Raw genomic sequence first — 25,847 nt, 5'->3', positions numbered from 1 at the left:
GGCCTTTTCGTTTAGCCCTGGATCAAGCAAGGTCAGCTGAAGCTGCGAATGTCCACGAACCGGCCGGCGATCGCCGCCGCCGCCGCCATGGCGGGCGAGACGAGGTGGGTGCGGCCCTTGAAGCCCTGACGGCCCTCGAAGTTGCGGTTCGACGTGGAGGCGCAGCGCTCGTGGGGCGCGAGGCGGTCGGCGTTCATGGCGAGGCACATGGAGCAGCCGGGCTCGCGCCAGTCGAAGCCGGCTTCCTTGAAGATCTTGTCGAGCCCCTCGGCCTCGGCCTGCATCTTCACGATGCCGGAGCCCGGCACGATCATGGCGCTGACGCTCTCGGCCACGCGCTTGCCCTCGACCACCTTGGCGACGGCCCGCAGGTCTTCGATGCGGCCGTTGGTGCACGAGCCGATGAAGACGCGGTCGAGGGTGATGTCGGTGATCTTCGTGCCAGGCGTGAGGCCCATATATTCAAGCGCCCGCCACTTGGAGCGGCGCTTGTTCTCGTCCTGGATGTCGTCCGGGTTCGGCACCACGCCGGCGACCGACACCACGTCCTCGGGCGACGTGCCCCAGGTGACGATGGGCGGCAGATTGGCGGCATCGAGGCGGATCTCGGTGTCGAAGAAGGCGCCTTCGTCCGTGCGCAAGGAATCCCAGTACCGCACGGCCGCCTCCCAGGCCTCGTCCTTCGGGGCCTTGGGGCGGTCCTTGAGATAGGCGTAAGTCTTCTCGTCGGGCGCCACCATGCCGGCGCGGGCACCGCCCTCGATCGACATGTTGCAGATCGTCATGCGGCCTTCCATCGACAGGGACCGGATGGCCTCACCCGCATATTCGATCACGTGGCCGGTACCGCCGGCGGTGCCGATCTCGCCGATGATGGCCAGGATGATGTCCTTCGCCGTGACGCCGGGGGGCAGCTGCCCGTCCACGGTCACGCGCATGTTCTTGGCCTTCTTCTGGATCAGCGTCTGGGTGGCGAGCACGTGCTCGACCTCCGAGGTGCCGATGCCGTGGGCAAGCGACCCGAAGGCGCCATGAGTCGAGGTGTGGCTGTCGCCGCACACGATGGTCATGCCCGGCAGGGTAAAGCCCTGCTCGGGCCCCACCACGTGGACGATGCCCTGGCGGGTGTCGAGCTCGTTGTAGTACTCGACGCCGAATTCCTTGGCGTTCTGGGCGAGAGCGGCAACCTGAGTCGCGGCCTCGGGATCCTCGATGCCGTGCGAGCGGTCTGAGGTCGGCACGTTGTGGTCGACCACGGCCAGGGTCTTCTGCGGCTGGCGCACCTTGCGGCCGGTCATGCGCAGGCCTTCGAAGGCCTGCGGGCTGGTCACTTCATGAACGAGGTGACGGTCGATGTAGAGAAGGCACGTCCCGTCATCCTGCTGATCGACGACGTGGTCGTCCCAGATCTTGTCATAGAGGGTACGGGCTTTGGCCATAGGTCTCTTCCAACGGTCGAAAATGGTGGTCCGGCGTGTTTAGCGGCCTATGGCGCGAACGGGAAGATGTCCTGAGCGCACACGGCCTTGAAACGATCGCATAGCAGAAGGCGGACAGCGCGCAATTATATTTTTGTCGCGCTCAGGCCGGGAGCCGACTGGAGGACCGCCTCAGCAAAAAGGCGCGGTCTGAGCCGCGCCTTCGTGAATTCTGTCGATGAGACAGGGCTTACTCGGCGGCAGCCGGGGTCTCGGTCTTCTTCTCGGTGCGCTCGGCGATACGGGCCGACTTACCGCGACGGTCGCGCAGGTAGTACAGCTTGGCGCGGCGGACGGCGCCGCGGCGCACGACCTTGATGGAATCGACGAGCGGCGAGTAGAGCGGGAACACGCGCTCGACGCCTTCGCCGTAGGAGATCTTGCGGACCGTGAAGCTCTCGTGGAGACCGCCACCGGAACGGGCGATGCAGACACCTTCGTAGGCCTGCACGCGGGTCCGCTCGCCTTCCTTCACCTTCACGTTGACGATGACGGTATCGCCGGGCTGGAAGTCGGGAATGGTCTTGGCGAGCTTGGCAATCTGCTCCTGCTCGAGCTGCTGAATGAGGTTCATCGTTGTACTCCTGCCGTTGCGTGGCCCTGAGCGATCTCAAAACCCGCGGGATTTCGGCGTCCTGTTTTAAGTTGAGGCCGCGCCTATACAGGAGATCGGGAGGATTGTCGAGCCTTTCACATCATCAGGACGGATGACAGCTTCCTAGGCCGGGACCGCAGGGACGACCTCGGCAAACGGATACCGCTCGAACCAGTCCGGAAAGGCTCGCGCGAGGGCCTTCGGCCCCTCCACGTCGAGGCCCATCCTCTGCGCCTCGGCAAAGCTCACATCGCCCCGCCACCACGCGACCAGGGCAGGCAGAGGCCCGCGCACGCAGAGCGGCTCGGGGAAGCCTGGATTCCGGCCGCAGAGCGCGACGTCGGCCACTTTCAGCAGCAGAAAGCGCGGTTGGCGCTGCCCCTCGATCTCGAAGCGGATGACCATGGGTTCGTCCGGCAAAGCCTCCGTTCGAACGCGCCGCTCCATGTCGACGAGAAGGGGCTCGAGGTCGAGATCCTCTGTCTCGGCCCGACGCGGCAGCCAGCGCTGCCCCCAGGTGCCGAGGGCGCCGACGATCCCCATCAGCTCCCGGCCCGCTTCCGTTAAGGCATATTCAGGCCCCTGATTGCCCTCGATGCGCGTGACGACTCCCACTTGGACCAGCCCCTGCAGGCGCTCCGAGAGCATGGTGCGGGAGATGCGCGGGATGCCGCGGCGGATGTCGTTGAAACGCCGGCTGCCGCACAGCAACTCGCGCACCACGAGAAGGGTCCAGCGCCCGCCGATGGCCTCATGGGCGCGCGCAACGGAACAGAACTGACCGTAATCTGCCATAGGACCAGCGCTAGCACGACCGTGGGCACGACAGAAGTCCGGATTCCGGACCTGACAGTCGCCTCGCCTGGGCCTACAAGGCGGAAATTCCCGGACAAGGCCCATGACCACCCAGCCCCACACCATTCTCGACCGTATCGGCAACACGTCTCTCATTGCCCTGCGCACCATCCGCCCGGCGAACGGCGCGCGAATCCTGCTGAAGCTGGAGAGCGAAAATCCCACCGGCAGCATGAAGGACCGAATGGCGCTCGCCATGATCGAGGCCGCGGAGGCGGACGGGCGCCTGAAACCGGGGGGCTCGGTGGTCGAGTATACCGGCGGCAGCACCGGGGTTTCCCTCTCGCTGGTCTGCGCGGTGAAGGGATATCCGCTCGATATCGTGACCTCCGATGCCTTTGCCCAGGAGAAGCGCGACCACATGGCGCTTCTGGGCGCGACGCTGCACATCGTGCCGAGCGACAGCGGGCGCATGACCGAGAAGCTGACGAAGGACATGATTGAAGAGGCCCGCATCATCGCCGAGGCGAAGGGCTCGTTCTGGACCGACCAGATGAGGAATCGCGACCAGATCGTCGCCTATTACCGGATGGCCGACGAGATCTGGCATCAGACGAACGGCCGCGTCGACGGCTTCGTTCAGAGCGTCGGCACGGCCGCCTCCTTGCGTGGCATCGCCGAGGGGCTGCGGCGGCACCGAGAAACGGTGCGGATCGTCGCCGGCGAACCTGCGGAATCCCCCGTCCTGTCGGGAGGCCCGTCGGGCGCCCACAAGATCGACGGCATCGGCGCGGGCTATGTGGTGCCGCTCTGGCACGACGGCATCGCCGACGCAATCGAGCGCGTATCGACCGAAGAGGCCACGGCGATGGCCTTCCGGCTCGCCCGCGAGGAAGGCCTGTTCGCCGGTACATCGACGGGTGCAAATGTCATTGCGGCCTTGCGTCTCGCCGAACGGCTGGGGCCGGATGCCACAATCGTCACGGTGATGTGCGATACGGGCATGAAGTATCTGAAGACGTTCGGGGCGAGACTTGCAGCAAGCCGTACGCCCGCGTGATGGTCACACGCGCTCCAGGAACTCGACGACGATGCCGTCCGGATCCTTGCAGAACGCCACCTTGCGGATCAGCTCCGCATTCGCGGCCTTGCGCGGCGGCACGGTGAACTCCACGCCGGCGGAACGAAGCTTTTCGTAGATCGCCTCGACATCGTCGACCCGGAAGGTGATGTGACGGATGCCGGCCTCGGTGACGGGAACCTCGCGCGCCGGCGTCTGGATCGATGCGGCCGGCTCGACGATTTCGAGCATGACGCCGCCGGTCTCGAGAAACGCGATGCGTCCGCCGTCGCCGGTGCGCTTGACCAGGATCTCCTTCAGCCCGAGCAGGTCGCGATAGAACGCGATGGTCCTGTCGAGATCGCTGCTGGTCATGCCTACATGCTCGAAACCCTGCACCATCGAAGCGTTCACCTTGTCCATCTTGAATGAGTTCGGGCAGAGCGGAGCACACATGTTCATGAGCCGCAATGCCACTGCGCTTCAAGCGAGCGGCACAGCGGTATTTTCATCTCGAAAGCACTTCTCTCTACTTGGTAGCCGGAGGAGCCATGGCGCCGATCCTGGTCGTCATGTCCATGCATTCGGCTTCCTTGCCCTGCTGGTCAAGCTGCTTGGCCTGCTGGATCATCTGCATGGTTTGATTGTTACTTTGGCTTCGGGTCGTCGTGGCCTGCCCTGCAGGGGATGAGCCCTGAACCGCCGAACCTGTCGTCGCGGGGGCATCCAATGTCGGTCCAGCTCCTTCCTGCCTGGCCGAAACGGACTTCTCCAGATCGGCGATCCGTTGCGTGCATGGTCCCGCGAAGCTGGGACTGGTGGAGATGAACGCAAGCGTCGTGCCAAGAATGATGCGGCTGATCATGTCGATCTCCCATGATCGAGGGGCCCACTGCGTTAAACCGCTTGCTGTGGCCGGCGTTCCGCCTTGGGGTCGGCTGTTCTTGCAAGACGCATCAGGTGACCGAAGCGCCCTATCGCTCCAGCAGATCCAGTCCTCTTTATCTCGAAGCACACAACGGGCGCTCATGTTCTTGCGCCCGTTCCAGCCTTGCCGCGCTCGACGCATCCAACGGCCGTGGGATTTGGCCATCGGCGAGGATATGACTCTACAGGGCCTCACCTCAGATGATGTAAAAGTCTTTTTCCGTCATCTTGAGGTTTTTCGCGACTGTCGCGAACTGGACCGCAGTGCCAGCGCCATGTCCATCCGCATCGTAGGACAACGCACCAGTTTTCTTGTTGTAGATGACCCGGTCGTCCGAATCGTGCGCCTTGTCTCCCACATAGAAGGCAGCTTTTGCTAGAACGCCCTTCTTTGTGATCTTCGTAAAGACTGATTTCGCCAGGTGGATCGTATCGTCCGCCACGACGAAGTCAGTGATGCGATCGAGATTCGTGGTTTTGTTCGGCTTCGTATCGAACACGAAGATGTCCGCCCCTGCACCGCCGGTCAGCACGTCATTGCCGCCGAGGCCGTAGAGCCGGTCATTGCCCGCCTCGCCGGTCAGCACGTCCGCACCCGCGGTGCCCCTAAGGGTCAGCCCGGTCGTCTCGACCACGTTCGTGACGTCGAGAGTGAGCACCTGTACAACCTCTCCGCCATAGGCATCCTTGGCCTTCACGGTAATGGAGTGCTGGCGCTGGGTCTCGTAGTCGAGCGCGCCGATCAGCACGAGATTGTTGCCGTCGACCCGGAAGCGGCCCGAGGGATCGGAAACGAGGCTGTAGGTGAGCGCGTCGCCATCGGCGTCGGAGGCCGCGAGAGTCGCCACGATGGCTGTCGCCTGGACATTCTCCGCAATGGCCGTCTTGGACAGCGTGATGCCTGTCGGCGCGGAATTATAAAGGGTTATCGTCTGGTCTAAGAATTTTGCGAAGCGCACGTTCCTGAGCGTGTCGGCTCCGTCGAAGTTTGCCCGGGTATCGGCGATGGTGGCACCGCGGGCATCGATAGCGATCACGTAGTTGGAGCGGGCACTGTCATAATGAACCGTATCGCCCCCACCGCCGCCGTCGATGGTGTCATTGCCGGCACCACCCTTGAAGGTTTCAGCTCTGGATCCGCCATAGGCTCGGTCGTTGCCGGCGCCGAGATCGACGAGTCCCGTCACGATGCCGTTTCGGCCATCGTAAAGATCATCGCCCGCGCCATCGAAAGTGACCGATCCTTGAATCTGGCCGCTGTTGTTCACCGCAACGAAGCCAGTACCGACGTAGATTGCATCGCCGGTGCCGCCGACTATGGTTCCGTAATTACTGATGGTGGTCGCGGTGGCAGTATAACTGTAGATTCCGGAACTCCCGCCTTGGATCAAGCCGGTGTTGTAAATTAAGGCATCGCCTCTGACCCACAGACCTTCCTGGGTGGACCCGATGATCGATCCTGACTGAAAGATTTGATGGCCGATACTGCCGTCGCTGCCGATGCGCGCACCGACAAGGTGCCCACTGATGTTGCCGGCATTTTTGAGCACATTCTGACTGCCAGCGAGGAAAATGCCTTGAGATTGCCCGGAGACCTGGGCCAATTCGGCAATACTTACGCTATGTTTCCCGCCTCCGGTAAAATTGATGCCGGTCGCGCTTCCGCTTGAGACAACGGCCGCGTTCAACAAGGTTAAACTATGGAAGGAGTTTGTCGAGGAGATACCCGCTGTGCCGGAGACACTTATATTGACCCTCGGATTGACAATGACATTGTCGCCATCGTTCGCCAAAGTCACGGTGGATGAAGTATCACTTCTGATAGTCGTATCAGCCACGACAACCTCCTTAGCAAGTCATCATGAGAGGGATATAAAATACTATAATGTCACAATAAATGATTAGAAATATTATTTCCAACTGAAAAAGGCGAAGAACGCCTGAACCCGACCGACAGGAAGAGCGCTCTACAGTCGCACCGCCGCCTATACGCCTTTCAGCAGATCCGGCCGCCGCTCTCGCGTGATGCGCTCCGATTCCTCGCGACGCCAGCGCTCGATCATGGCGTGGTTGCCGGAGAGCAGCACGTCGGGGATGGGCCGGCCCTCCCATTCGCGCGGCCGCGTGTAGTGCGGATACTCGAGGCGATTGGTTTCGAAGCTCTCCTCCGTGCCGGAGGCCTCCTTGCCCATGACGCCGGGCAGGAGCCGCACGCAGGCATCGAGCACGATCATGGCGGCCATCTCGCCACCGGAGAGCACGTAATCGCCGATGGAGACCTCTTGCAGTCCCCGCGCCTCGATCACGCGCTCGTCCACGCCCTCGAACCGGCCGCAGACGATCACCACGCCCGGACCGGCCGCGAGTTCGCGCACATAGCCTTGTGTCAGCGGCCGGCCGCGCGGGCTCATGAGAAGCTTGGGACGCGGATCGTCAACCGGAACATTGGCGTCGATGGCGGAGGCCAGCACGTCGCAGCGGATCACCATGCCGGGACCGCCCCCGGCCGGCGTGTCGTCCACCGTGCGATGACGGCCGAGGCCGTGGTCGCGGATGTTTTTCGCCGCGAGCGACCACACGCCGCGCGCGAGCGCATCACCCGACAGGGACATGCCGAGCGGTCCTGGGAACATGTCGGGATAAAGCGTGAGAATGGTGGCGGAAAAACTCACGCCTCGTCCTCGGAATCGGGTGCGGACTTCGCCGGTTCGAACAAGTCGTCCGGCGGGTTTGCCACGATGCGCTTGCCCGCCAGATCCACGTTCGGCACGAACGCCTTGGTGAACGGCAGAAGGGCCGTCGGGCCTTTCTGCGTGGGCGCGATTTCGAGAAGATCGCCGCCGCCGTAATTGGGCACGTCGACCACGGTGCCGATGATCTCGCCGGCTTCGTTATGAACAGCGAGGCCGATCAGATCCGCGAGCAGGAACTCGTCCTCCTCGTCGGGCGGTGGAAGCTTGTCGCGCTCCACATAGAGCTGCACGCGGTTGAGTGCTTCGGACGCCTCGCGCGTCGTCACGCCGTCGACGATGGCGATGAGAAGATCGGGTGCGGCGCCGGGGGCTGTCCGCACATTCCTGAGAGAAAAGCTCTTGCCGTTCGATGCGATCAACGGCCTGTAGCCGGCGATCGCCTGCGGATCGCCCGTATGGGATTTCAGCCGCACCTCGCCCTTGAGGCCATGGGCGCGGCCGAACTCGCCCACGAGGACGAGGTCGTCTCTTTCTGCCGGAGCGGAGCGGCCGCCCTCCCCTCGGATATCGGGTGTTCCCGACTTGCGCGCGGGAGGATCGGACCGCAGGTCCGGAATGGGGTGGGGGCGCGACCTTTCGGAACGGGGTGTTTCCACCCCATCCCGCCGCTGCTCACGCAGCGTCGACCCTCCCCCTCGAGGGGAGGATGGGTTGCGCCCCCTTGTCATGGGACTTAAGCGGCCTCGCCGCCGGCAGCCTCGGCCGCAGCGGCCTTCTCGGCGGCGCGCTCCTGGGCCTTCTTGCCCGGAACGGCCTTCTGCGGGTTGTTGCGGGCCGGACGCTTCAGGAGGCCGGCGGCATCGAGGAAGCGCAGGACGCGGTCGGTCGGCTGGGCGCCCTTGGCGAGCCAGGCCTGGATCTTCTCGGTCTCGAGAACGACGCGGCCGGCGTCGTCCTTCGGCTTCATCGGGTCGTAGGTGCCGACCTTCTCGATGAAGCGGCCATCGCGCGGGGAGCGCGAGTCGGCCACGACGATGCGGTAGTAGGGACGCTTCTTCGCACCACCACGGGTGAGACGGATCTTCAGGGACATCGGTAACTCCTTTTAGTGTCCTGTGATCAAACTTGCCTTCGCGTCATTCCCGCCTTGGCGGGAATGACGAAACTCATTTCTTCTTGCCGAACGGAAAACCGCCGATGCCGGGGAGCCCCGGGATCTTGCCGGCGCCGAGACCGGGCAGGCCCGGCACACCCTTGGGCGGAAGACCGCCGGCGCCGCCGGGGAAGTCGGGCAGCTTGCCGCCCATCTGCTTCTGCAGGGCCTCGATCTGCTCGGGCGTCGGCTGGGGCATGCCGCCGCCACCGCCGATGCCGAACATCTTGCCGAGCGCGCCGGCCATGCCCTTGCCCTTGCCGCCGCCCATCATCTTCATGACGTCGGCCATCTGGCGGTGCATCTTCAGCAGCTTGTTGATCTCCTCGACCTTGGCGCCGGCACCGGCCGCGATGCGCTTCTTGCGCGAGGCCTTGAGGATGTCCGGGTTGCGGCGCTCGGCCGGGGTCATGGAATCGATGATGGCGCGCTGGCGCTTGATGATCCGGTCGTCGAGATTGGCGTTCTCGAGCTGCGACTTCATCTTGGCCACGCCCGGCAGCATGCCCATCATGCCGGAGAGACCGCCGATCTTCTCCATCTGGGCCAGCTGATCGCGCAGGTCTTCCAGGTCGAACTTGCCCTTGCGCATCTTCTCGGCCATGCGCTGGGCTTGCTGGGCATCAAAGTTCTCGGCGGCCTTTTCGACCAGGGAGACGATGTCGCCCATGCCGAGGATGCGGTTGGCGACGCGGCTCGGGTGGAATTCTTCCAGCGCGTCGACCTTCTCGCCCGTGCCGATGAGCTTGATCGGCTTGCCGGTGACGGCGCGCATGGAAAGCGCCGCACCGCCGCGGGCATCGCCGTCCATGCGGGTCAGCACGATGCCGGTGACGCCGAGACGGCTATCGAAGGCGCGCGCCGTGTTGACCGCGTCCTGACCGGTGAGCGCATCGGCGACGAGGAGCACCTCGTGCGGGTTCGTGGCGGCGCGCACGTCCGCCGCCTCCACCATGAGGGCCTCGTCCACGGTGACGCGGCCGGCGGTGTCGAGCATCACCACGTCGTAGCCGCCGAGGCGGGCGGCTTCCATGGCGCGGCGGGCGATCTGCACGGCGGACTGGCCGGCGACGATGGGCAGGGTGTCGACCCCCACCTGCTGGCCCAGCACCGCGAGCTGCTCCATGGCCGCCGGGCGGCGGGTATCGAGGGAGGCCATGAGCACGCGGCGGTTCTCGCGGTCCTTCAGGCGCCGGGCGATCTTCGCCGTGGTGGTCGTCTTGCCCGAACCCTGGAGACCGACCATGAGGATGCCGACGGGCGGAACCGCGTTGAGGCTGATCACCTCCGCGTCCGCGCCCAGCATCTCGACGAGCTGGTCGTGGACGATCTTGACCACCTGCTGGCCGGGCGAGACCGACTTGACCACCTCGGCGCCGACTGCGCGGGCACGCACCTTGTCCGTGAAGGAGCGCACGACCTCGAGCGCCACATCGGCCTCGAGCAGGGCGCGGCGGACCTCACGCAGGGCCGCGTTGACATCCTCCTCGGTGAGCGCGCCGCGGCGGGTCAGCGAGCCGAGGATATTGGAAAGCTTGTCGGAAAGGCCTTCGAACATGATCACTCAATTCCTTTTGCGATGAGTGGTACATCGCGATCCGCGATGGCCTTTTCAAAGTGGCGGATGGCCGCCTCGAACTTGTCGCGGCAGCCGGGATTGCAGAAGCCGACGACCTCGCCCCGATAGCGGGTGAGCGAATCCGCCGCGATCGGCTTTCCCGACCACGGGCAGGTCTCGTTGACCGCGTCCTCGATGCGCAATGTGTCGTCCGACATCCGTTTCATCCTCTTGGCTCTGTCGCAGCCTCATCCTGAGGAGGTGCGTCAGCACCGTCTCAAAGGACGAGGCGTCTCCAGCGCCCGCGGACCCCTCCTTCGAGACGCCTGCTGCGCAGGCTCCTCAGGAAAGGCCATTGAAGAGAAACCCCAAAGAGAAACGCGCCCGAGGGCGCATCGCGCTGTCGGACGTTGACCTCCAGCCTCTCGGGCTGGTCGGCGGCTCATAAGGGCTCGCTCTACAGATTTGCGGTCAGCCGATAGAGGAAAGGAGCGGCGGAGTCAAGGAAGAGGCCCGAGATAGAATGCTTGGAGACTTCAAAGATTTGCGCAACCCATCATTACAGTTTGGTATTCCCTGATGTTGTCCTGATCATCTGGGACCCAGCTTATGAGTGCCGTGCATGGAATAATACTGCCCCAGAGCTTTTTCCGTGCATCGTAGTAAGCTCTGCTTGGGTTCAACTTCCGGTCATAGCCGGGACGAAGCGTAACCTCAAAGCCCTGCGTCTTAAGCTCTTCAATCAAATTCTCGCTTTTTGATCCGATAGGATGGAGAGAAGAAACCTTGTCGATAGGCCGCTCCGACTTTGAGGCAGTCTCCATGATAGGTGGAAGCATGGGGGAACAAGCAGCCAGCAAAAATCCAAATATGGCCATAGCCTTAGCCCTGATGATGCGCGGAACAAGTGTCTGATTGAACATGTCGAGCCTTATGTAATTTTGGTACGATACAGCTAAGCCTGACTATTTCCAGCTCTTGCCGATCCGCCTGCGCATCCCCACGCTTAGAACCTCGCCACAGACGATTTCCTCATGAACCGCCGCACCCTCCTCAAAACCCTCGGTCTTCCCGTCATCGCCGCGACCAGCGCCCTCGGTTGGATGACGGCAGCCCGCGCCAAGAACCGCTACTATCAGGGGCCGGTCAGCGACCATTTCGACGGGGTGCGGTTCTTCCTAGCCAACCAGCCGCAGGAGAAGGGATTTCTGGAACTCGCCCGCTGGCAGCTCGGCGGCGGGCGTAAAGGTTGGCCGGAGAGTTTCCCGAGCCCGTTCCGGGACAAGCCCCCGGCCGAGGTGCAGGGCCTGCGCACGGCGCTGATCGGCCATGCCTCGTTCCTGATCCAGGTGGCGGGGCTCAACGTCCTGATCGACCCGGTTTTCTCGGAACGGGCGAGCCCGGTCTCCTTCGCCGGTCCCAAGCGGGTCAATCCGCCGGGGATCGCGTTCGAGGATCTGCCGCCGATCCATGCGGTGCTGATCACCCACAATCATTACGACCATCTCGACACCGAGACCTTAGGGAAGCTCTGGCAGCGGCATCGCCCGAAATTCATTGCGCCCCTCGGCAACGACGCCGTGATCCAGGCCGAACATCCGGAGATCCCGGTCGAGACGCGGGACTGGGGCGGCGCCATCGACCTCGGCAATGGCGTCACGGCCCATTTCGAGCCCGCCTATCACTGGTCGGCGCGGGGCATCAACGATAGGCGCATGGCGCTCTGGTGCGCCTATGTGCTCACCACGCCGGCCGGCACGATCTATCACATCGGCGATACCGGCTTCGGCGACGGCAAGATCTTTCACGCCGTGCGCGAGCGGTTCGGCAGGCCGCGCGTCGCTCACCTGCCCATCGGCGCCTATGAGCCGCGCTGGTTCATGGAGCCGCAGCACATGAACCCGGAGGATGCGGTGAAGGTGCTGCGGATCGTCGAGGCCGAGCAGGCGCTCGGCCACCATTGGGGCACGTTCCGGCTTACCAACGAGGGCGTCGACGAGCCGCCGCAGGAATTGACGACGGCCCTCCAGGCGGCCGAAATCCCGGAGGATCGTTTCAGGCCTTTGCGACCCGGGGAGGCGTGGACGCCGTCAGCGTGAAGATCGGCGCCACCAACCCTTGCGGATCGTCGACGAGGCAAGAACTGCCGGCGTCCAGCAATTCCTGCCGGGATCCATAGCCCCAGGTGACGCCGATCGACGCGATGCCGTTGGCCTTCGCCCCGATGGCATCGTGCTTCCGGTCGCCGATCATGACGGCACGCCCGGGGTCGAAGCCTTCGCGCTCGAGAATGTGCCGGATGAGATCGCGCTTGTCGGCATTCCGGTTGTCGGGTTCCGAGCCGTAGATCTCGATGAAGAAGCGCGACAGGTCGAAATGGTCGAGGATCCGCCGCGCGAAGACATGCATCTTCGAGGTCGCGACATAGAGGCGGACCTCCTTCTCCCGGAGATCCTGGAGCAAGGCCGGAATGCCGGCATAGACCTCGTTCTCGAACAATCCGACATCGCTGTAGCGCTCGCGATAGAGGCGCACGGCGTCCTGGACCTCCTCGGTCCCACCCAGAAGCTCCGTGAAGCCTGCGACCAGCGGCGGGCCGATCATCCAGGTCAGCTCGTCTGCGTCCGGGACGGGGCGGCCCAACCGTTCGAGTGCGTATTGGACGGATCGGGTGATGCCTGTTTTCGGGTTGGTCAGGGTCCCGTCGAGGTCGAAGAGAGCGATCATTGTTTCGGCTGAACGTAGATGTTCACCTCGAAATCGGTGTCCTGCGAGTCGGTGAAGTCGCTCACGTATTCCTCGATGAAAGCATCCTTGGCGACGATCTCCTTGAGGTCGAGATAGGCCGTGATCGTCTCGTAAGTGCCGTCGATCTCGTCATAGGCATCCTTGTGCACGAAGCGGAGGGACTTGCCCTCCGGCGTCTTGCCGAACTTGATCTCGGGCGTGAGCTCGGTCTTGCCTTCGGGCACCTGGGCGATCGGCACCATCGCCTCGTACTTGAAGCCGTTGTCGTCGGTGTCGACGAAGATCGTCAGCGGCCGGCCCGTCGGGGTGATCCCGGCCTTCTTCAGCTCACCCTCGATCTTGGCGAAGGCGTTCTTGAGGTTGGTGAAGGCCTCGTCCCAGGTGCTGGTGCCCGAGAGCACCACGGTCGGCTTGGAGACCAGAACGCCCTCCTCCACGCCGGTCGGGTCGCTCGGATTCGGGAACAGGGTCGTGCGGCCGGCCTGCTGGGCCGGCGCGGGATTGGCGGGAGCAGCCGGGGCCGGAGCCGCGGGGGACGGCTGTGCGGTCGCGGGCGCCTGAGGAGCCGCCGGTGTCTGGGGTTCGGCCGGAGCGGGGTTGGGAATGCTCTGGGCCTGCGGCGTCGCCGGAGGCGCGGCAGGCGTCGCGGGAGCCGCCGGAGCCGGAGCCTGACTGGTTGCCGGAGGCGTCTGCGCGAGGGCGACGCCCGAGCAGAGGGCGAGAACGAGAAGAAAACCTGAAGAGCGCAGCCGCATGGAAAAACGCCTCACCCGCGAATCAAAATAGGATATCGGGCAGCACCATAGGGGGGATTTGTAGCAGCCGCGAGGCCATCAGCGGGATCCTGTGGAGGACGGATTGCAGCAGGCCGGAGCCCCCGCATCGCCGTCGCCTGGCGATATTGCCGCAGACAAGCGCGATCCCTCTCGCGATTTTCGGCATTTTCAGCCATATACGCCCCCATGAGTGCCCTTTCGAACAGCCGTTTCCTGAAAATGAACGGTCTCGGCAACGAGATCACCGTGCTCGACCTGCGCGGCTCCGCCCATCGGGTGAGCGCGGCGGAAGCGCGCGCCATCGCGGCCGATCCGCGCTCGCGCTTCGATCAGCTGATGGTTCTGCACGATCCCGTGACGCCGGGCACCGACGCCTATATGCGCATCTACAACACGGACGGCTCGGAATCCGGCGCCTGCGGCAACGGCACCCGCTGCGTCGCCTGGGCGATGACTTCGGACCCGATCATGAGCCGTCCGGTGGAGGGCGACCTCGTGCTCGAAACCAAGGCCGGGCTGCTGCCGGTGGAGCGCGTCTCGGACGAGGTCTTCACCGTCGATATGGGCCCGCCGCGCCTCGCCTGGAACGAGATTCCCCTGCGCGATCCCTATCCGGACACCCGGACGATCGCCGTCGAAACCCGGCTCTCCGAGGCCCCCGAGCTTGAGGCCCCCTCGGCCGTCAGCATGGGCAACCCGCACGCCGTCTTCTGGGTCGAGGACGCTCAGGCCTACGACCTCGCCGCCATCGGCCCGGCCTTCGAACACGATCCGGTCTTCCCGGAGCGGGCCAATATTTCCTTCGCGCAGGTGACGAGCCCCGAACACATCGTCCTGCGCGTGTGGGAACGCGGCGCCGGTGCGACCCGCGCCTGCGGCTCGGCCGCCTGCGCGACCCTCGTGGCGGCCGCCCGCAAGGGGCTGACCGGCCGCAAGGCCGTGGTGACGCTTCCCGGCGGCGACCTCATCATCGAATGGCGCGAAAGCGATGGTCACGTGCTCATGACCGGCCCGACCGAGCTGGAGCACGAGGGCACCTTCTCGCCCGCCCTGTTCACCGAGGTGGCCTGATGGCCGTGGAAGTGGTCACCTTCGGCTGCCGGCTCAACACCTATGAGTCGGAGGCCATGCAGCGCCACGCGGAAGAGGCGGGCCTCGGCGAGGTCATCATCGTCAACACCTGCGCCGTGACGGGCGAGGCGACCCGCCAGGCGCGCCAGTCGATCCGCAAGCTCGCCCGTGAGAAGCCCAATGCCCGGATCGTGGTGACGGGCTGCGCCGCTCAAGTGGAGCCCGAAACCTTCGCGGCCATGCCGGAAGTGTCCCAGGTTGTCGGCAATCACGAGAAGATGAAGGCCGAGACCTGGACGGGTCTGCGCGATTTCGGCCTGGGCACATCCGAGAAGGTTCTCGTCAACGACATCATGGCCGTGAAGGAAACCGCCGTGCATCTCATCGACGGGATGCGCGGACGCACCCGCGCCTTCGTTCAGGTGCAGAACGGCTGCGACCATCGCTGCACCTTCTGCATCATCCCCTACGGCCGCGGCAATTCCCGCTCCGTGCCCATGGGCGCGGTGGTGGAACAGGTGCGCAATCTCGTGGAGCACGGCTCCCGCGAGGTGGTGCTGACCGGCGTCGACATCACGAGCTACGGCAAGGATCTGCCGGGTGAGCCGAAGCTCGGCACCCTGGTGAAAAGCCTTCTGCGGCATGTGCCGGAACTGGAGAGGCTTCGCATCTCCTCCATCGATTCGGTGGAGGCGGACGATGACCTTTTCGACGTGATCGCCACCGAGACGCGTCTGATGCCGCATCTGCATCTCTCGCTGCAGGCCGGCGACGACATGATCCTCAAGCGCATGAAGCGCCGCCACCTGCGCGCCGACGCCATCGCGTTCTGCGAGCAGGTGAAGCGTCTCCGCCCGGATATGGTCTTCGGGGCCGACATCATCGCGGGCTTCCCGACGGAGACCGAGGAGATGTTCGCCCGCTCCCTCGACATCGTCGAGGAATGCAGCCTGACCCATCTCCACGTCTTCCCGTTCTCGCCTCGCCCCGGCACCCCGGCCGCCCGCATGCCCCAGGTGGCGCGAGACGTGGTCAAGGACCGGGCACGGCGCCTGCGCGAGAAGGGCGAGGCCGCCTTGCTGAAGCACCTTGCCGAGGAAGTCGGCGCGCGGCGCAACGTCCTGATCGAGACCAATCAGCTCGGCCGTACGGAAGGGTTCACGCTCGTGCGCTTCGCCGGCGCGGTGACGCCGGGCACCATCGTGCCGACCACCATCGCCGGACACGATGGCAAGGATCTGCTGGCAGCTTAAACTGCGCCGCCACACATCCCAACCCGCTCCCGCATATGCTCCGGCACCGGCGCCTCGACCGTGATCGGCGGCTTCTTCGGATAGAGCGGCACGGTGACGCTTCGTGCATGGAGATGGAGGCCCGGACCGGCGAAGCGCGGGGCCGTGCCGTAGATCGGATCGCCGAGGATCGGGAAGTTCATCGCCGCGCAATGAACCCGCAGCTGATGGGTACGGCCGGTGATGGGGCGCAGTTCGAGGAGGGACAGACCCTCGCCCCGCCCCAGGACCCGCCACTGCGTCAGCGAAGGCTGACCCTTCGGGTCCACCTTCATCCACCAGCCGCGATCCGGCGATTTCGGCGCAAGCGGCAGATCGATCTCCCCCTCGTCGTCGTGAGGCCCGCCCTCGACCACGGCCCAGTAGACCTTGTCGACCTCTCCTTTACGAAAAAGCTCGTTGAGGCGGGCGATGGCCTTGGGATGGCGGCCGAGCACGAGACAGCCGGAGGTATCCTTGTCGAGGCGGTGCGCGGCCTCGGGGCGGCGCGGCAAACCGAAGCGGAGGGCATCGAGATGATGAAACAGGGTCTCGCCGCCCTTCGGACCGGGGTGCACCGGCAGACCGGCGGGCTTGTCGATCACGAGCATCAGGGCATCGCGATACAGCAGACGGCTTACTATCTCTTCCGCATTCATGGCGTCTCGGCTATCGAGGCCCGAGCGTTAAATCAAGCACAGCGTTCACGAGGCAAAGCGACACTCATGGCCGATACGAAGCCGGACAAGCCCGGATTTTTCTCCCGTCTGTTCGGGCGCAAGGCTGAAGAAGCCCCCGTCGCACCGGCGCCGGAAACCCCGCAGGCGGGCGGCGAGCCGGAAGCGATGCCCTCCCCGCCCGCATCAGCCGCGGATGATCTCACGGCTGCTCCTCCGGGTGTGACCACCGCCTCCCCGGATACGCTGGAAGAGGACAAGGTGCCGCCGGAGCTGGCAGGCGCCGATCTCCAGCCCGTGGAGGGCCTGGATCCTGAGGGCACCAACCCGCAGGAGCCGCTGCCGCGCATCGTCACCGAGGCCGGCCCCGAGCTGCGCCCCGACATTTCCGCCGCCGATTTGCCCGCTCTTGAGCCCGCCCCCGCCGAGGTTCTTCCCATTCCCGAGCCGAAGCCCGCCGCCTCTCGCGGCTGGTGGCAGCGCCTGACGGAGGGCATGCGGCGCACTTCGTCCTCCCTGTCGGAAAGCGTGACCGGCCTTTTCACCAAGCGTAAGCTCGACGATGCCACCTTGGAGGAGCTTGAGGACGCGCTGGTCCAGGCCGATCTCGGCGTGCCTACGGCCATGCGGATCACCGAGGCGATCGCGGCGGGTCGCTACAACAAGGAAATCTCGCCCCAGGAGGTGAAGACCATCCTGGCCGGCGAGGTGGAGAAGGCGCTCGAGCCGGCCGCCCAGGCGCTTACGATCGACCGGTCTAAGAAACCCTTCGTGATCCTCATGGTCGGCGTGAACGGAGCGGGCAAGACCACGACCATCGGCAAGCTCTCCCAGAAATTCCGCCAGCAGGGCCTGAAGGTGATGCTGGCCGCCGGAGACACCTTCCGGGCGGCCGCCATCGAGCAGCTGAAGGTCTGGGGCGAGCGGGTCGGGGCACCCGTGCTGGCCCGCGAGCAGGGCGCCGATGCGGCAGGCCTTGCCTACGACGCCCTTCAGGAGGCGAAGGCCAACGGCACGGACGTGCTCCTCATCGATACGGCCGGCCGCCTGCAGAACAAGGCCGGGCTGATGGCCGAGCTCGAGAAGATCGTACGCGTGGTGAAGAAATTCGATCCGTCCGCGCCGCACGCCACCCTGCTCGTCCTCGACGCGACGGTGGGCCAGAACGCCATCAGCCAGGTCGAGTTGTTCCAGAAGGCGGCAGGGGTCACGGGCCTCGTCATGACCAAGCTCGACGGGACGGCGCGAGGTGGTATCCTGGTGGCATTGGCTGCCAAATTCGGCCTACCAGTTCATTTCATCGGCGTCGGCGAAGGGGTGGAGGACCTGGAGCCTTTCACCGCACGGGATTTCGCAAAGGCCATTGCCGGGTTAGAAGCAACCTCATGACAGACGAAAAGCGCCTCCCGCCCCTCCTCAAGCTCGCCCTCGAACTCGGGCCGCTGGCCCTGTTCTTCCTCGGCAACGCCTATGGAGACCGGTTCGGCTTCGCGGAGAACCACCGCATCTTCGCCGCCACCGGGATCTTCATCGTGGCGACGGTCGTCGCCCTGGGGATCAGCTATGGGCTGACCCGCAAGCTGCCGATCATGCCCCTGGTGTCGGGCATCGTCGTGGTGGTCTTCGGCGGTCTGACCCTGTTCCTGCAGGACGAGACCTTCATCAAGCTCAAGCCCACCATCGTGAACACCATGTTCGGGCTGGTGCTGCTCGGCGGCCTTTATTTCCGCAAGCCCCTGCTTCAGATCGTACTCGACAGCATGTTCGAACTCGACGAAGAGGGCTGGCGCAAGCTCACCCTGCGCTGGGCCCTGTTCTTCTTCGCCCTCGCGGCCTTGAACGAGATCGTCTGGCGCACGCAGACCACGGATTTCTGGGTCAGCTTCAAGGTCTTCGGCATCATGCCGCTCACCATCGCCTTCGCGCTGGCGCAGACGCCCCTGCTGCTGCGGCACGAGATCAAGAAGGCCGGAGAGGTCTGAGCAAATTCGCCATCGCCGGTGAAGACCCGTTCTTAGACATTTCCCTTAAGACCGGCTAAGCCGCGAGGGCATGTCGCTCATCCGTTCCTCGCTTCTGGTCGGCCTCGGCTCGATGGCCTCGCGCGTTCTCGGCTTCGTCCGGGACATGCTGTTCGCGCAGGCCCTGGGCGCGGGCCCGGCGGCGGATGCGTTTCTGGCCGCCTTCCGCCTGCCGAACCTGGTGCGCCGGGTCGTCGGCGAGGGCGGGCTCAATCCGGCCCTGATCCCGGCCCTCAGTCATCTGGAGCCCGACGACGCGGCGACCACGGCCGGCGACGTGCTAAGCGTTTTCGGGCTCGCCCTGCTCGGCCTCACGGCTCTCGTGGAAATCGGCGCAGGGCTGCTCGCCCTCGTCCTCGCGCCGGGCCTGCACGACGACGGCGAGGCCCTGGCGCTGGTGGCGCTCTACACGCGCCTCTCCTTCCCGATCGTCCTGTCCGTGACCCTTGCGTCCATCGGGGCTGCGCTCCTGAACATGCGCGGGCGCTTTGCCGCCACGGCCCTGGCGCCGCTCGCGGTGAATGGCGGCCTGATCCTGGTGCTGATCGGGATGGAAGCCGGCCTTTCCCTGCCGCTCGCGCAGAAGGCGGCATGGCTGGCCCTGGCGTCGAGCCTGGCCGGCCTGGTCCAGCTCGCCCTGGTGGCCGCGGCCCTGTGGATGGGCGAGACCCGGCTGGTCCGCTTCCGGAAACCCCGCTGGTCCCCTCTCCTGAAGAACCTCCTGCTCGCCGGCTTTCCAGTGCTCCTGGCGAGTGGCGCGATGCAGCTCTTCATCCTGGCCGCCACCCAGATCGCCTCGTTCTGGCCCTCCGGCGTGTCCTGGCTCTACTATGCCGAGCGTGTGATGCAGCTGCCCCTCGGCCTGATGGCCGCGCTCGGCTCGGGCCTGCTCCTGCCGGAACTCGCCCGCCGCCACCGGGCCGGAGAGACGCAGGCCATCGTGGCGGCGCAGAACCGGGCCCTGGAGGTGGCGCTGCTGCTCGCCCTGCCGGCCAGCGCAGCCCTGATCGTCCTCGCCCGCCCCATGAGCAGCGTGCTGTTCGAGCGGGGCGCGTTCCAATCCTCGGATGCCGAAGGCACGGCCCTCGTCCTGATGGCCCTGAGCGCGGGCCTGCCCTTTGCGACCGCCGCCAAGGTGCTGAGCCAGACGCTGTTCGCGCGCGGCTCCGTCAAGGAGGTTCTCGTCGCGGCGATGCTCGGTCTCGCCCTGACCGTCGCGGCCTCCCTGCTGCTCGCCTGGCCCTTCGGCCCGACGGGGATCGCGCTCGGCGTGAGCGCCGGATGCGTCGGCCATGCGGCAGCCGTCGTCTCGGGCCTCAATCGGATCGGCCTCTGGGCGCCGGATCGGGCCCTGGCCGGGCGGTCCATACGGATCGTTCTGGCGGTTCTCGCGATGAGCCTTGGTCTCGTGGAGGCCGGCCCCCTTTTCCCGCAGACGGGCATTGCGTCCCTTGCAAGCCTCTGCCTGGCTGGTCTCGCGCTTTATGTGCTCGCGGCCTGGGCCACCGGCGCCGTCACTCGCGAGGATTGGGTCGCTCTCACGAAAAAAGCGTGAGAACCCTTGCATCGTGGCGCGGCCCTGTCATAACGCGCGCCTCAAAGGAGCATCGTCGCGCCGACCGGCCTCCGGTTCGCCGTGAAACGATGCGGGTTTCAAGACAATCTGGGGCGGTCGGCGGTTCGGCCTTGCGCATGCACCCTGTGGGAGTTCAAGACGATGGCGCAGTTCAAGGAGCTGGTGTTCTCGGGCGTTCAGCCCACCGGCAATCTCCACCTCGGAAATTATCTCGGCGCTATCAAGCGCTTCGTCGCCATGCAGGAGCAGTATGACTGCATCTATTGCGTCGTGGACATGCATGCGATCACCGTGCCGCAGAACCCGACCGACCTGACCCGCCAGATCCGCGAGGTGACGGCCGCGTTCCTCGCCGCCGGCATCGACCCGAAGCGCCACATCGTTTTCAACCAGTCCCAGGTGCCCCAGCACGCGGAGCTCGCCTGGGTGTTCAACTGCGTGGCCCGCCTCGGCTGGCTCAACCGCATGACCCAGTTCAAGGACAAGGCGGGCAAGGACCGGGAAAACGCCTCCGTCGGCCTCTACGCCTATCCGAACCTGATGGCCGCCGACATCCTGGTCTACCGCGCCACCCATGTGCCGGTCGGTGAGGACCAGAAGCAGCATCTGGAGCTGACCCGCGACATCGCCCAGAAATTCAACAACGACTGGGCCGAATCGATCGCCGCCCACGGCTTCGGCGATGCCTTCTTCCCGCTGACCGAGCCCATGATCCAGGGGCCTGCCACCCGGGTCATGTCGCTGCGCGACGGCTCGAAGAAGATGTCGAAGTCGGATCCGTCCGATTATTCGCGCATCAACCTGACGGACGATGCCGACACCATCGCCCAGAAGGTGCGCAAGGCGAAGACCGATCCCGAGCCGCTGCCGGGCGAAGTCGAGGGCCTGAAGGCCCGCCCCGAGGCCGAGAACCTCGTGGCGATCTATGCGGCCCTCATGGACACCACGCCGGAAGAGGTGCTGCGCCAGCATGGCGGATCGCAGTTCTCCGGCTTCAAGGCCGCCCTCGTGGACGTGGCGGTGACCAAGCTCTCGCCCGTCGCCGACGAGATGCGCCGCCTCATGGCCGATCCCGGCCATATCGATGCGGTGCTGGCGGACGGTTCGGCACGGGCTCGGGCGCTCGCCTCCGTGACCATGGATGCGGTGAAGGACATCGTGGGCTTCGTGCGCGCACGCTGATGCCCGGATTTAGCGCAGGCACTGGGCTTGCTCTTGTCGTAGCGGCAGGGCAGCATCTTTCGTAATGCAGGAGAGCATTCCGTGAGCGGCAAGCGCCGATCCTACGAATCCGGCCACCGGCCGAAATTCATGGTGGTGGTCGACCAGACCCCGGAATGCGCCCGGGCGGTCCACTTCGCCTCCCGGCGCACGGCCCGCACGGGCGCGAGCATGATCATGCTCGCGGTCGTGGATCCGCCCGACAATTTCGAATGGCTCGGCGTCGGCGAGGCCATGATCGAGGAAGCGAGCGAAGAAGCGCAGAAGCAGCTCGACGCCGCCGCCCGCGAGGCCCGCAGCGCCGCGGGCGTCGAGCCGGAGCAGGTGATCCGCGTCGGCAACCGGGCCGACGAGATCATGAAGCTCATCAACGAGGACGAGGACATCTCCTTCCTGGTCCTCGCCGCCGGCAGCGCCAAGGACGGCCCCGGCCCCCTGGTCTCAACCCTCGCCGGCAAGGCCGCCGCCTCCTTCCCGGTCCCCATCGTCATCGTGCCGGGCAGCCTGACGGACGAGGAAATCGACGCCCTGGCGGGGTAACGACCGAAATGACACGCACCACGTCATGGCCGGGCCCGTCCCGGCCATCCCGATGCTGAGAGGCTCGGCGCTTCAAGGGATCGGGATCACCGGCACGAGGCCGGTGATGACGTAGGAGAGGTCAAGCTGCAGCCCTCGGGTACCCGCAAGGTCTATATTCTCCCCTTGGAATCAACCGCGTTCCATTCCACATTGGAACTGGAACCTGTTAGAACGATTCTAACACCCACACTCGGCCGGCCTTGAACCGGCGCAGAGGACGATACAAGCGATGTTCATCCAGACTGAAGCGACTCCCAATCCTGCCACCCTGAAGTTCCTGCCCGGCCGCGTGGTCATGCCCGAGGGCACGTTCGAGGCGAAGACGCCTGAACAGGGCGAAGTCTCTCCCCTGGCCCAGCGGCTCTTCGCGGTACCGGGCGTGACCGGCGTGTTCTTCGGCTACGACTTCGTCACCGTGACCAAGGCGGACGGCGAATGGCAGCACCTTAAGCCCGCGATCCTCGGGGCGATCATGGAGCATTTCATGACCGGTGCGCCGCTCTTCGCCAACGGCTACGGCGCCTCGCAGGAAGACGGCGAGGAGTTCTTCGATGATGCCGACGCCGCCACGGTCGAGACCATCAAGGAACTGCTCGAGACCCGCATCCGCCCGGCGGTGGCGGGCGACGGCGGTGACATCACCTTCCGCGGCTTCAAGGACGGCACCGTGTACCTCGTCATGAAGGGCGCCTGCTCGGGCTGCCCGTCCTCGACCGCCACCCTGCGCCACGGTATCCAGAACCTGCTGCGCCACTTCCTGCCGGACGTGCGCGAGGTGCAGGCGGTCTGACGGACCGATTGATCCGGTCTTAAGAGTTCGGTTAGCGAAGCGCGGCTTTATTCAGCCGCGCTTTTTCTTTGGAGTCGTCCGTTGCCCGCTTTGTCCGACATCGCCCTCGACCAGCTCTTCCGCGGGGGCCGCACCCACCGCTGGTGGGAGGACCGCCCGATCCCGGAGGCCACCCTCCGCGAGATCGCAGAGCTCGCCAAGCTGGGGCCGACCAGCGCCAATTCCTCGCCCGGTCGCTTCGTCTTCGTGGTGTCGCGGGAAGCCAAGGAGAGGCTCAGGCCTCATCTCGACGAGGGCAATGTGCGCCAGACCATGAGCGCGCCCGCCACCGTGATCGTGGCCTACGACACCGAGTTCTTTGAGGCGCTCCCCACCCTCGCGCCGAACAGCCCCGATGCGCGCAGCTGGTTCGCCGGCAAGCCCGAGGCGATCGAGCGGACGGGCTTCCAGGGCTCCTGTCTTCAGGGCGCCTATCTCATCATGGCGGCCTGGGCTCTCGGGCTTGATTGCGGCCCCATGGGCGGCTTTTCGCGCCAGGGAATCGACGCGGCCTTCTTCCCCGACGGCAAATTCAAGTCGAACTTCCTTATCAATCTCGGCTACGGCCTTCCCGAAAAGCTTCATCCGCGCCAGCCGCGCCTCGCCTTCGAGGAGTTCTGCTCCATCGCGTAACGTCCGATGCTTCGGATTTTCGGTTTTGCGCATCCTTACACGCAAAACCGGTTCCCACTTTTGCGTTCGATGCTCTTACAGGCTCCACTTGCCGATGGCGCTGAGCGCGATGGCCAGGGAGGCGATCTGCATCGCGTTCGTGAGGGTGCCTTCGGCCGCGAGTCGGGCGGCATCCTGGACCGGCACCCGCACCACCCTGATCTGCTCGGTCGGATCGTTCAGCTTCCTGCCGGACGGGCGCGCACCCAGCGCCAGCACCGTATGGCAGAAATTCGTGTGGGTGGCGGGATTGGGCGAGTGCTTGCCGAAAGAGCGCCATTGCTCCGCGACGTAGCCCGTCTCCTCCTCCAGCTCGCGGGCCGCCGCCGCAAGCACGGACGGATCCTCCCGGTCGATCGCCCCGGCCGGCACTTCGAGCGATATGCCCCCGAAGCCGTGGCGATATTGCTCGACCAGGATGACATGATCCTCCTCGTCGAGAGCCACGATGTGAACCCAATCCGGATATTCGAGCACGTAATAGGGCGCGATCTCCGCGCCCTCGGCGGTCACGCAATCGTCGGCGCGCAGCTTGACCCAACGGTCGCGAATCACGTCTCGCGAGCTTTTCACGGTCCAGGGTCGGATGTCGGAGGGGTGATCGTCGGGTGTCGCTGTCATGAGCCGATCATCTAATTCCCGGCGCTCAACACTCAAGAAGAAAAATGTCCTGAAGGTCGGACCGGGTCGTCCTCCTCCTCTCCGTCGTGACCGGCCCGTCCCGGCCATCCCGGTCCGAAAAGCACGGTGTTCCCATCAATCGGGATCGCCGGCACGAGGCCGGTGACGACATGGGGACCTGCACCCGATCACGGCTCGGGAAAGCTCAAGCAGTCAGAGAAACCTCGGGGAAGGAAGGATGCAGGAAAGCGGGTTTCTCCGGTTCGTTTCATGCTCTAAAGAATCCTGCAGACCTGACGGAGACGAATGTTGCGCGTCCTTGCCATCGATACCGCCCTCGGCGCCTGTTCGGCCTGCATCATCGAGGCCGGAGAGACCGTGCCGCTGGCCGCCGAGACCATCCCCATGGATCGCGGCCATGCGGAAGCCCTGATGCCGCTCCTCGACCGGCTCTCCGCCCAGGTCGACGGCGGTTTCGAGAGCCTGCACCGGGTCGCCGTCACGGTCGGGCCGGGCAGCTACACGGGCCTGAGGGTCGGCATCAGCGCCGCCCGCGGCATCGGCCTGGCGGCCGGGATCCCGGTTGTCGGGGTCGCGACGCTTTCGGCCTTCCTCGCCCCGATGATGGTCGGCGACAGGCGCGGGCTCTTCACCGCCGCCATCGACGCCAAGCACGGCCATATCTACATCCAGGCCATCGCGCCGGGCGGGCGCACGATCATTCCGCCGGGTCTCATGACCTATCGCGAGGCCATCCGGCTCCTCGGTTCCGGTCCGATCCTGGTCTCCGGCTCCGCCTCGGCCATGCTGGCCGCGGAAGCGCGCGCCCAAGGGGTCGAGGCCCATATCAGCGACGTCTCGGGCTTTCCCGATATCGCCTGGGTGGCCCGCCTCGGAGCCCTGGCCGATCCGACCCAGGCGTTGCCGAAGCCGCTTTACCTGCGCGAGCCCGATGCCAAGCCGCAGGACGGGGCCCGCATCGCCCGACAATAAGAACTCGCGCAATGAGCATCCTCGACCGCTTCATCCATCCGCCCGCCCCGCGCATCGAAGCGGTCGGGACCGAGGCCGCGGCCCGGCTCGCGGCCATCCATGCCTCGGCCTTCGCGCGGGCCTGGAGCACGCTGGATTTCGAGCGCCTGCTGGGCGAGCGCGGCGTCGTGGCCGATGGCCTTTTTCTCGGACATGCGACGAAACCCGCAGGCTTCGTCCTGTCGCGGATCGTGCTCGACGAGGCGGAAATCATCACGGTCGCCATCGCGCCGGAGGCTCGGGGCAAGGGCTTTGCCCGCCCGCTCCTCTCCCGCCATCTCGACGAGCTCTCCCGGCGGGGCGTGGCCCGTGTGCATCTGGAGGTCGAGGAGGGCAACGCGCCCGCCATCGCCCTCTACCGGCGCGTCGGTTTTCGGGACGTCGGGCGACGGGAAGGCTATTATCGGAAAGCCGACGGAACGAAGGTTGCGGCCCTCACCATGGCTTTGGCCCTATAGCCCACTTTGCTTCCCTCGCTTATAAGCCACTCC

The 25,847-nt window shown here is 65.3% G+C and carries 30 protein-coding genes; 14 read left to right on the top strand and 16 right to left on the bottom strand.

Features of this window, described 5'->3' with window-relative positions; genetic code table 11:
• Nucleotides 1-32 precede the first annotated feature (32 nt).
• From leuC to DDF70_RS07425, 3 genes are all read right to left on the bottom strand, one after another.
• Nucleotides 33-1,439 carry a 3-isopropylmalate dehydratase large subunit gene (leuC, locus tag DDF70_RS07435; RefSeq protein WP_114944234.1) on the bottom strand — a complete coding sequence of 469 codons (1,407 nt, stop codon included), beginning with the start codon at nucleotides 1,437-1,439 and terminating at the stop codon, nucleotides 33-35.
• A 229-nt stretch (nucleotides 1,440-1,668) separates the two neighbouring features.
• Nucleotides 1,669-2,052, bottom strand: a complete 384-nt coding sequence (gene rplS / locus DDF70_RS07430; protein WP_114944233.1) for a 50S ribosomal protein L19 — start codon at nucleotides 2,050-2,052, stop codon at nucleotides 1,669-1,671.
• 144 nt (nucleotides 2,053-2,196) lie between these two features.
• A complete protein-coding gene (locus tag DDF70_RS07425) occupies nucleotides 2,197-2,868 on the bottom strand; it encodes a winged helix-turn-helix transcriptional regulator (RefSeq protein WP_114944232.1) in 672 nt (223 codons plus the stop codon).
• A gap of 103 nt (nucleotides 2,869-2,971) precedes the next feature.
• Between DDF70_RS07425 and DDF70_RS07420 the strand changes: the two genes are divergently transcribed.
• A complete protein-coding gene (locus tag DDF70_RS07420) occupies nucleotides 2,972-3,928 on the top strand; it encodes a PLP-dependent cysteine synthase family protein (protein WP_114944231.1) in 957 nt (318 codons plus the stop codon).
• 3 nt (nucleotides 3,929-3,931) lie between these two features.
• Here the strand turns inward: DDF70_RS07420 and DDF70_RS07415 are convergent, their stop codons facing one another.
• The 3 genes from DDF70_RS07415 to DDF70_RS38690 all read right to left on the bottom strand — a co-directional run bounded on the left by DDF70_RS07415 (nucleotide 3,932) and on the right by DDF70_RS38690 (nucleotide 6,246).
• Nucleotides 3,932-4,342 (bottom strand): VOC family protein, encoded by a 411-nt coding sequence (locus tag DDF70_RS07415; protein ID WP_342633905.1) that lies wholly within the window; start codon nucleotides 4,340-4,342, stop codon nucleotides 3,932-3,934.
• Nucleotides 4,343-4,457: 115 nt separating this feature from the next.
• Nucleotides 4,458-4,793: a hypothetical protein gene (locus DDF70_RS07410; protein WP_114944230.1), complete on the bottom strand. Its 336-nt coding sequence runs from the start codon at nucleotides 4,791-4,793 to the stop codon at nucleotides 4,458-4,460.
• Nucleotides 4,794-5,052: 259 nt separating this feature from the next.
• Nucleotides 5,053-6,246: a cadherin domain-containing protein gene (locus DDF70_RS38690; RefSeq protein WP_162820245.1), complete on the bottom strand. Its 1,194-nt coding sequence runs from the start codon at nucleotides 6,244-6,246 to the stop codon at nucleotides 5,053-5,055.
• A gap of 84 nt (nucleotides 6,247-6,330) precedes the next feature.
• Between DDF70_RS38690 and DDF70_RS36410 the strand changes: the two genes are divergently transcribed.
• The gene (locus tag DDF70_RS36410) at nucleotides 6,331-6,525 is read left to right on the top strand and encodes a hypothetical protein (protein WP_162820244.1); all 195 of its coding nucleotides are present in this window, start codon (nucleotides 6,331-6,333) and stop codon (nucleotides 6,523-6,525) included.
• A gap of 315 nt (nucleotides 6,526-6,840) precedes the next feature.
• On the opposite strand, the gene trmD is transcribed toward DDF70_RS36410, so the two are convergent.
• The 6 genes from trmD to DDF70_RS07375 form a co-directional block, all read right to left on the bottom strand.
• On the bottom strand, nucleotides 6,841-7,527 hold the full coding sequence (trmD, locus tag DDF70_RS07400; protein ID WP_114944228.1) for a tRNA (guanosine(37)-N1)-methyltransferase TrmD: 687 nt from the start codon (nucleotides 7,525-7,527) through the stop codon (nucleotides 6,841-6,843).
• Nucleotides 7,524-8,114 carry a ribosome maturation factor RimM gene (gene rimM / locus DDF70_RS07395; protein WP_114944309.1) on the bottom strand — a complete coding sequence of 197 codons (591 nt, stop codon included), beginning with the start codon at nucleotides 8,112-8,114 and terminating at the stop codon, nucleotides 7,524-7,526. The genes trmD and rimM overlap by 4 nt, the downstream gene beginning before the upstream one ends.
• A gap of 167 nt (nucleotides 8,115-8,281) precedes the next feature.
• A complete protein-coding gene (gene rpsP, locus DDF70_RS07390; protein ID WP_009490740.1) occupies nucleotides 8,282-8,641 on the bottom strand; it encodes a 30S ribosomal protein S16 in 360 nt (119 codons plus the stop codon).
• A gap of 73 nt (nucleotides 8,642-8,714) precedes the next feature.
• Entirely contained in the window at nucleotides 8,715-10,259 is a 1,545-nt protein-coding gene (gene ffh, locus DDF70_RS07385; protein ID WP_114944227.1) for a signal recognition particle protein, read from the bottom strand.
• A gap of 2 nt (nucleotides 10,260-10,261) precedes the next feature.
• Entirely contained in the window at nucleotides 10,262-10,486 is a 225-nt protein-coding gene (locus DDF70_RS07380) for a glutathione S-transferase (protein WP_114944226.1), read from the bottom strand.
• Nucleotides 10,487-10,795: 309 nt separating this feature from the next.
• The gene (locus DDF70_RS07375) at nucleotides 10,796-11,182 is read right to left on the bottom strand and encodes a hypothetical protein (RefSeq protein ID WP_114944225.1); all 387 of its coding nucleotides are present in this window, start codon (nucleotides 11,180-11,182) and stop codon (nucleotides 10,796-10,798) included.
• Between the two features lie 111 nt (nucleotides 11,183-11,293).
• On the opposite strand from DDF70_RS07375, the gene DDF70_RS07370 reads away from it, so the two are divergent.
• A complete protein-coding gene (locus DDF70_RS07370) occupies nucleotides 11,294-12,358 on the top strand; it encodes an MBL fold metallo-hydrolase (RefSeq protein ID WP_114944224.1) in 1,065 nt (354 codons plus the stop codon).
• Here DDF70_RS07370 and DDF70_RS07365 read toward each other — a convergent pair.
• Nucleotides 12,315-12,986 carry an HAD family hydrolase gene (locus DDF70_RS07365; RefSeq protein ID WP_114944223.1) on the bottom strand — a complete coding sequence of 224 codons (672 nt, stop codon included), beginning with the start codon at nucleotides 12,984-12,986 and terminating at the stop codon, nucleotides 12,315-12,317. The two genes, DDF70_RS07370 and DDF70_RS07365, sit on opposite strands and share 44 nt — an antisense overlap.
• Nucleotides 12,983-13,762: a GyrI-like domain-containing protein gene (locus tag DDF70_RS07360; protein WP_114944222.1), complete on the bottom strand. Its 780-nt coding sequence runs from the start codon at nucleotides 13,760-13,762 to the stop codon at nucleotides 12,983-12,985. Before DDF70_RS07360 ends, DDF70_RS07365 begins: the two co-directional genes overlap by 4 nt.
• Before the next feature lie 207 nt (nucleotides 13,763-13,969).
• Between DDF70_RS07360 and dapF the strand changes: the two genes are divergently transcribed.
• Both dapF and mtaB read left to right on the top strand, forming a co-directional pair.
• Nucleotides 13,970-14,854, top strand: a complete 885-nt coding sequence (gene dapF / locus DDF70_RS07355) for a diaminopimelate epimerase (RefSeq protein ID WP_114944221.1) — start codon at nucleotides 13,970-13,972, stop codon at nucleotides 14,852-14,854.
• Entirely contained in the window at nucleotides 14,854-16,107 is a 1,254-nt protein-coding gene (mtaB, locus tag DDF70_RS07350; RefSeq protein WP_114944220.1) for a tRNA (N(6)-L-threonylcarbamoyladenosine(37)-C(2))-methylthiotransferase MtaB, read from the top strand. Before dapF ends, mtaB begins: the two co-directional genes overlap by 1 nt.
• Here mtaB and DDF70_RS07345 read toward each other — a convergent pair.
• Complete coding sequence (locus tag DDF70_RS07345) at nucleotides 16,104-16,784, bottom strand: RluA family pseudouridine synthase (protein ID WP_114944219.1); 681 nt, start codon at nucleotides 16,782-16,784, stop codon at nucleotides 16,104-16,106. The two genes, mtaB and DDF70_RS07345, sit on opposite strands and share 4 nt — an antisense overlap.
• 66 nt (nucleotides 16,785-16,850) lie before the next feature.
• Here DDF70_RS07345 and ftsY point away from each other — a divergent pair, with 66 nt between their 5' ends.
• The 7 genes from ftsY (at nucleotide 16,851) to DDF70_RS07310 (ending at nucleotide 23,664) form a co-directional block, all read left to right on the top strand.
• Complete coding sequence (gene ftsY / locus DDF70_RS07340; protein WP_114944218.1) at nucleotides 16,851-18,191, top strand: signal recognition particle-docking protein FtsY; 1,341 nt, start codon at nucleotides 16,851-16,853, stop codon at nucleotides 18,189-18,191.
• Nucleotides 18,188-18,784 carry a septation protein A gene (locus DDF70_RS07335; RefSeq protein ID WP_114944217.1) on the top strand — a complete coding sequence of 199 codons (597 nt, stop codon included), beginning with the start codon at nucleotides 18,188-18,190 and terminating at the stop codon, nucleotides 18,782-18,784. The genes ftsY and DDF70_RS07335 overlap by 4 nt, the downstream gene beginning before the upstream one ends.
• Nucleotides 18,785-18,854: 70 nt before the next feature.
• The gene (gene murJ, locus DDF70_RS07330; protein ID WP_114944216.1) at nucleotides 18,855-20,378 is read left to right on the top strand and encodes a murein biosynthesis integral membrane protein MurJ; all 1,524 of its coding nucleotides are present in this window, start codon (nucleotides 18,855-18,857) and stop codon (nucleotides 20,376-20,378) included.
• Nucleotides 20,379-20,540: 162 nt separating this feature from the next.
• Nucleotides 20,541-21,581 carry a tryptophan--tRNA ligase gene (gene trpS, locus DDF70_RS07325; protein ID WP_114944215.1) on the top strand — a complete coding sequence of 347 codons (1,041 nt, stop codon included), beginning with the start codon at nucleotides 20,541-20,543 and terminating at the stop codon, nucleotides 21,579-21,581.
• An 81-nt stretch (nucleotides 21,582-21,662) separates the two neighbouring features.
• Nucleotides 21,663-22,160 carry a universal stress protein gene (locus DDF70_RS07320; protein ID WP_170316041.1) on the top strand — a complete coding sequence of 166 codons (498 nt, stop codon included), beginning with the start codon at nucleotides 21,663-21,665 and terminating at the stop codon, nucleotides 22,158-22,160.
• 271 nt (nucleotides 22,161-22,431) lie between these two features.
• Complete coding sequence (locus DDF70_RS07315) at nucleotides 22,432-22,992, top strand: NifU family protein (protein WP_009490724.1); 561 nt, start codon at nucleotides 22,432-22,434, stop codon at nucleotides 22,990-22,992.
• 81 nt (nucleotides 22,993-23,073) lie between these two features.
• On the top strand, nucleotides 23,074-23,664 hold the full coding sequence (locus tag DDF70_RS07310; RefSeq protein WP_114944214.1) for a malonic semialdehyde reductase: 591 nt from the start codon (nucleotides 23,074-23,076) through the stop codon (nucleotides 23,662-23,664).
• Nucleotides 23,665-23,739: 75 nt separating this feature from the next.
• Here the strand turns inward: DDF70_RS07310 and DDF70_RS07305 are convergent, their stop codons facing one another.
• A complete protein-coding gene (locus tag DDF70_RS07305) occupies nucleotides 23,740-24,324 on the bottom strand; it encodes an NUDIX hydrolase (protein ID WP_114944213.1) in 585 nt (194 codons plus the stop codon).
• Between the two features lie 309 nt (nucleotides 24,325-24,633).
• On the opposite strand from DDF70_RS07305, the gene tsaB reads away from it, so the two are divergent.
• Together tsaB and DDF70_RS07295 are read left to right on the top strand one after the other, a co-directional pair.
• On the top strand, nucleotides 24,634-25,317 hold the full coding sequence (gene tsaB / locus DDF70_RS07300; RefSeq protein ID WP_114944307.1) for a tRNA (adenosine(37)-N6)-threonylcarbamoyltransferase complex dimerization subunit type 1 TsaB: 684 nt from the start codon (nucleotides 24,634-24,636) through the stop codon (nucleotides 25,315-25,317).
• A gap of 11 nt (nucleotides 25,318-25,328) precedes the next feature.
• Entirely contained in the window at nucleotides 25,329-25,814 is a 486-nt protein-coding gene (locus DDF70_RS07295) for a GNAT family N-acetyltransferase (protein ID WP_114944212.1), read from the top strand.
• Nucleotides 25,815-25,847: the final 33 nt, after the last annotated feature.

It is taken from the genome of Microvirga calopogonii, from assembly GCF_003347665.1.
Classification (GTDB): Bacteria; Pseudomonadota; Alphaproteobacteria; order Rhizobiales; family Beijerinckiaceae; genus Microvirga; species Microvirga calopogonii.
Note: the sequence above shows the minus strand (reverse complement) of the source record. Positions and strands in the feature narration are given on the sequence as shown.